This window comes from Bacillus multifaciens (assembly GCF_030756675.1).
GTDB classification, from domain to species: domain Bacteria; phylum Bacillota; class Bacilli; order Bacillales; family Bacillaceae_G; genus Bacillus_A; species Bacillus_A multifaciens.
In genome coordinates, this window is sequence record NZ_JAVBXD010000082.1 from 1 (window position 1) to 4,937 (window position 4,937).

At 37.3% G+C, this 4,937-nt stretch carries 7 protein-coding genes; all 7 read left to right on the top strand.

Annotation, left to right across the window (positions count from 1 at the left end):
- Positions 1-170 (top strand): phage head completion protein (locus tag Q9306_RS24350; RefSeq protein WP_306203202.1); only part of this gene is annotated, 170 nt, incomplete at its 5' end.
- Between the two features lie 6 nt (positions 171-176).
- Positions 177-539: an HK97 gp10 family phage protein gene (locus tag Q9306_RS24355; RefSeq protein ID WP_306203191.1), complete on the top strand. Its 363-nt coding sequence runs from the start codon at positions 177-179 to the stop codon at positions 537-539.
- The gene (locus Q9306_RS24360; RefSeq protein WP_306203193.1) at positions 536-853 is read left to right on the top strand and encodes a hypothetical protein; all 318 of its coding nucleotides are present in this window, start codon (positions 536-538) and stop codon (positions 851-853) included. The genes Q9306_RS24355 and Q9306_RS24360 overlap by 4 nt, the downstream gene beginning before the upstream one ends.
- The gene (locus Q9306_RS24365) at positions 854-1,441 is read left to right on the top strand and encodes a major tail protein (RefSeq protein WP_306203195.1); all 588 of its coding nucleotides are present in this window, start codon (positions 854-856) and stop codon (positions 1,439-1,441) included.
- Positions 1,442-1,445: 4 nt separating this feature from the next.
- Positions 1,446-1,790: a hypothetical protein gene (locus Q9306_RS24370; protein ID WP_020059100.1), complete on the top strand. Its 345-nt coding sequence runs from the start codon at positions 1,446-1,448 to the stop codon at positions 1,788-1,790.
- Positions 1,791-1,834: 44 nt separating this feature from the next.
- Positions 1,835-1,996, top strand: a complete 162-nt coding sequence (locus Q9306_RS24375; RefSeq protein WP_306203197.1) for a hypothetical protein — start codon at positions 1,835-1,837, stop codon at positions 1,994-1,996.
- A gap of 58 nt (positions 1,997-2,054) precedes the next feature.
- Positions 2,055-4,937, top strand: a 2,883-nt coding sequence (locus tag Q9306_RS24380) for a phage tail protein (protein ID WP_306203199.1), incomplete at its 3' end; no start/stop codon positions are given.

A 4,937-nucleotide genomic window follows, 5' to 3' on the forward strand; every position in this document is an offset into this window, starting at 1 on the left:
CTTCACAAGCAACACTAATTTCTCGGTTCGTTATCCCCTGCACTTTTGGAATTACAGAAGAAATGCGGATTAATTTAAAGGGGCGTATCTTCGATATTATTGAACCACCAATAAATGATAATGAAGAGAATAAAACATTAACCATCATAGCTATGGAAAAGGTTGGGTGAAAGCTGGTGACTAGTGTTAACGATTTAGCGAATGAGATTGTTAGACAAGTAGCAGCATATACAAGAGAAGTAGAAGAAAAGGTAGACCAGGCGGCTGATGATGTAACGAAAGAATCTGTAAATAATTTAAAAACAGCAGGTGGATTTGACGATCAATCTGGTGATTACCGCAAGGGATGGAAACGTAAGAAAATAAATGGTGTATGGGTTATTTACAATAAGAAATATCAACTTACTCATTTACTAGAGCGTGGACATGCGATTGCTGGTGGTACTGGCCGATCGCGGACATTTCCGCATATTGGACCAGAAGAACAGAAAGCTATCTCTGAATTCACAGATCGCGTTGAAAGGGCGATACGGAAATGACATTAGCAGAACTATTAAACATTTTGAAAGCTACAGGTTATCCTGTGGCTTATTCGCATTTCACAACAGCACAAATGCCACCGTATATTTGTATCCTTGTGGACGCCTCATCTAACATGATGGCTGACAATAAAGTCTATCACGAAATAAATGATATCAATATTGAGCTTTACACACTTAAAAAAGATTTGGTTGCAGAAGCCAAGCTTAAAAACGTCTTAGATGAACATGAGATGCCTTATGATTCTCCATTTGAAACGTTTATTGAATCTGAGAAGCTATATCAAAAATTTTATGAAGTGAGGTTGATTTAAGTGAATGAAAATAAAGTAACGTTTGGTTTGAAAAACGTTTATTACGCACTTTTTGATGTGAAGGATGGAGTAGTTACTTTCAAAACACCAACTCCAATACCAGGTGCAGTTGAATTAACGTTTGATCCACGCGGTGATTTAATTGAGTTCTATGCTGATGACATGCTTTATTATTCCGCAAGTAATAACCAAGGTTATGACGGAACATTAAATATTGCTACTATTCCAGAGCAGTTCGCTATTGATGCGCTTGGTGAGCAATTAGATGCAGAAGATGGAGTATTAAATGAGCTAGCTGATGCGAAAGGAAAACCATACGCATTACTATTTGAATTTGATGGCGATGTGAATGCAACTCGTCATGTTATGTATAATTGTTCAGCAAGTCGCCCAACCATTGCATCTAAATCAAAAACGAATTCCGCAGAGCCTAATACAAATGAACTTAAATTTGTATCTAGTCCTATTGATATCAATGGAAAACGTATGGTTAAAACAAAAACGACTTCTAAAACAACTCAAGCAATTTATGATAACTGGTATAAAAAAGTGTATGTAAAAACACCAGCATTACAAAAAGGAGCGTAATTAGATGGAAAAAACGATTGTAGTAGACGGTAAACAAGTTCGATTAAAAAGTACAGGTGGAACTCCTAAGCGATATAAAGCACAGTTCGGAAAAGATTACTTTTCGGATCTAATGAAACTGTATCCGTTGATAAAATCTGATGTTAATGATTTAGATAATATGGATTTTAGTTTATTAGATATGGATGTTTTCTATAACTTTACTTATGTATTAGCGAAAACAGCAGATCCAACAATTCCTGATCCAATTACTTGGCTTGATACATTTGACGAATTTCCTATTTATGAAATCATTCCAGAAATTCAAGATATGCTAATGGCTTCTATGCAATCTAAAAAAAAGATGTAAGTGACGGGCAAGGAACAGATGATGGTGAAGGATTTACCACTGAGATGTTCCTTGCTTTGTGTTACAAGTGCAAGCTTACAAGCGCAGATTTAGAGGAAATGACAATCGGTATGTGCCTTGATTACATTAGTGAATATATCGAATTACAGAATCCGCAAAAAGAAACAGTGAAAAAAGCTACACAAAAAGATTACGATGCATTCTAAAAATGACTACCTATACAACTGGTGGTCATTTTTATTTTTGTAAAAAGGTGGTGAATGTGTGGATAAATCAATAAAGGGGATTACGATACAGCTCGGTGCGGACACTTCTAAGTTGGGAAATGCACTTAAAGATGTTACAAAGGAATCTGTAGCTTTATCTCAAGAATTAAAACAAGTTGAGAGAGGACTGAAGTTTAATCCTGGTAACGCTGAATTGGTTGCACAGAAGCAACAAATATTAGCTGAGCAAGTAACAGTAACAACTGAAAAGCTAAATAAGCTAAAAGAAGCGCAAACGCAGATTAATCAAAAATTTGCAGAAGGTAAGATATCACCAGAACAGTACAGGGCGTTTAACCGTGAAGTAATCGCAACTGAAAACCATCTAAAAAGCTTACAAAACTCGATGCAAGAGATGGAAGCTGAAGAAGGTCGTATAGCTACTTCCACAAGACAACTAGAATCATTATTTCAAGCTACAGGGACGAGTGTAGATAACTTTGCTAGTGTTTTAGGTGGTAGATTAGTCAACGCTATTAAAAGCGGTACAGTGTCATCTAAACAGCTTGACGATGCTATTAATAAAATCGGTGTGGAAGCATTAGGGACAAGAACTGATTTAGAGAAGATGAAACAAATTCTTGCAACTATCGATGATGGTAATTCTGTAGAAAACGTCAGGAAGGAATTGTCTAAGTTATCACAAGAAGCTGAACAAACAGGTAAGAAGTTCAAAGAACTTGATATCGGTTTAGAAAATATGTTAGGTGCAGCGGCCGCTGGTGGCGGTTTAGAAAAGGCTATTGAAACAGCATTAGATACATCTAAACTGAAAACAAAGATTGATATATCGTTTAATGTTCCTGAGGAATCTAAAAAATCAGTAGAAACAGCTATAAGAGGTATTGAAGCATACGGAGTTGATGGGGCAGAGGCACTCGAAGGTGTTCGCCGTCAATGGGCATTAAATAAAACGGCTTCTGATGAAGCAAACACAGCTCTTGTGAAACAAGCAGCAACCATTTCTCAAACATATGAGGGTATTGATTTTACTGAGTTAATCCAAGAAACAAACGAGATTTCCAGTGAGTTAGGGATATCTCAAGAAGGCGCGATGGGTATGGCTGATGCGCTATTGAAAGTAGGCTTTCCGCCAGAGCAACTAGACATTATCGCCGAATATGGTGGTCAGTTAACTCGTGCTGGGTTCAAAGCTGAAGAAGTACAAGCGATTATGGAAGCTGGGATTGAAACGGGTACATGGAATATTGATAACCTGTTAGACGGACTAAAGGAAGGACGGGTTAAATTAAATGAATTTGCACAAGGGGCGGATAAGGCGTTAAAAGAAGCGCTTGATGGCTCTGGGATTGCAACTGAACAAATAGAACAATGGGGAGCGGCTGTTGCTAAAGGCGGAAGCGAAGGTTCGCAAGCAATGGTAGAAGTGGCTAAAGCAATCGATGCGATAGAAGACCCTGTTAAAAAGAATCAAGTTGGAGTTAAAGTTCTAGCCACTATGTATGAAGATCAAGGACAGAATATAACTAACACTTTAATAGGTGCTTCAAAAAAAACAATAGATTTTAAGAAAAACCAAGATCAACTTAATGAATCAGTAAAAAAATTAGATGCTTCGCCAGCTGTTAAAATGGAAAAGGCGTTTGGAGATTTAAAGATAGCACTTGAACCAGTATTAGAGGTTGTGGCAAATGTGATTGGTACATTGGCTGAATGGATTTCTAAAAATCCTGAATTGGCAGCAACGTTGGCAGTTATAGTAACTGTAATCGGTGTTATATCAGGAACTTTACTAGCATTAGCACCGATAATTATCGCTGTGGCCTCTGCGTTAGGAATAGGTATGGCAGCGGCCGCGGGAATTGTTGTAATTTTTCCTATCATAATTGCAGCTATAGCGGCACTAGTCATTGCCATCGTTAAAAACTGGGATTCTATTAAGCAAAAGACAATTGAAATATGGGATTCAATTATCGAATTTCTTTCAAACTTGTGGAATGGCGTTGTAGATATAGCCTCAGAGATTTGGGACAAAGTTGTTGAAGTGACGACAAGTGTTTGGAATGGAATCAAGGATTTCTTTTCTGAACTTTGGGCCGGTATAGTAGAGTTATTTACAACTACCGTGAATGGCATTCGTGATTTCTTTGTTCAAGCATGGACAACCGTATCAGAATTCTTTATGAACATATGGAATGGTATTGTTGCGTTCTTAACACCAATTCTTCAAGGGATAGCGGATTTCTTCTCGATGATCTGGAATGGAATCTCAGCTGTTATCCAATCTGTTTGGAATTTCATAACACAGTACCTACAGGCAATTTGGACAGCTATTTTGTACTTTGCGACGCCAATTTTTGAAAGTGTAAAACAGTTTATTGTTGATACTTGGAATACAATTAGTTCAACAACAAGCGCTGTATGGCAAGCGATAACGGATTTCCTATCATCCTGTTGGAATGGACTCGTTAGTTTTGTTACACCAATCTTTGAATCTATAAAGAATTTCATCATATCCGTGTGGGATACAGTAAGCTCAACGACAAGTTCAGTGTGGAATGCAATAGTTAGTTTCTTAACTGGATTATGGAATGGTATTGTTTCAGTTGCCACAACAATATTTAATGCTATAAGAAGCGCAATTGAATCCGTTTGGAATTGGATCAGTAATACAAGTAGTAGCATATGGAATGGTATTAGTTCTGTTTTATCAAGTGTTTGGAATGGGATTAAATCGACAGCATCATCCATTTGGGAAGGCCTAAAAGAAACAATTATGGGTCCTGTCCGATGGGTTACTGGTGCAGTTACAAGCGCGTTTGAAGGAATGAAGTCAGGAATTTTGAGCGCATGGGATGGTATAAAGTCTGGTATCAAAACAACAATAAATTTCATCATTAAAATGATTAATAAATTCATA

Bases quoted from the DNA above. Each gene is read 5' to 3' on its own strand.
- Q9306_RS24360 (WP_306203193.1), top strand. From the start codon at position 536: ATGACATTAGCAGAACTATTAAACATTTTGAAAGCTACAGGTTATCCT.
- Q9306_RS24370 (WP_020059100.1), top strand. From the start codon at position 1,446: ATGGAAAAAACGATTGTAGTAGACGGTAAACAAGTTCGATTAAAAAGT.
- Q9306_RS24375 (WP_306203197.1), top strand. From the start codon at position 1,835: ATGTTCCTTGCTTTGTGTTACAAGTGCAAGCTTACAAGCGCAGATTTA.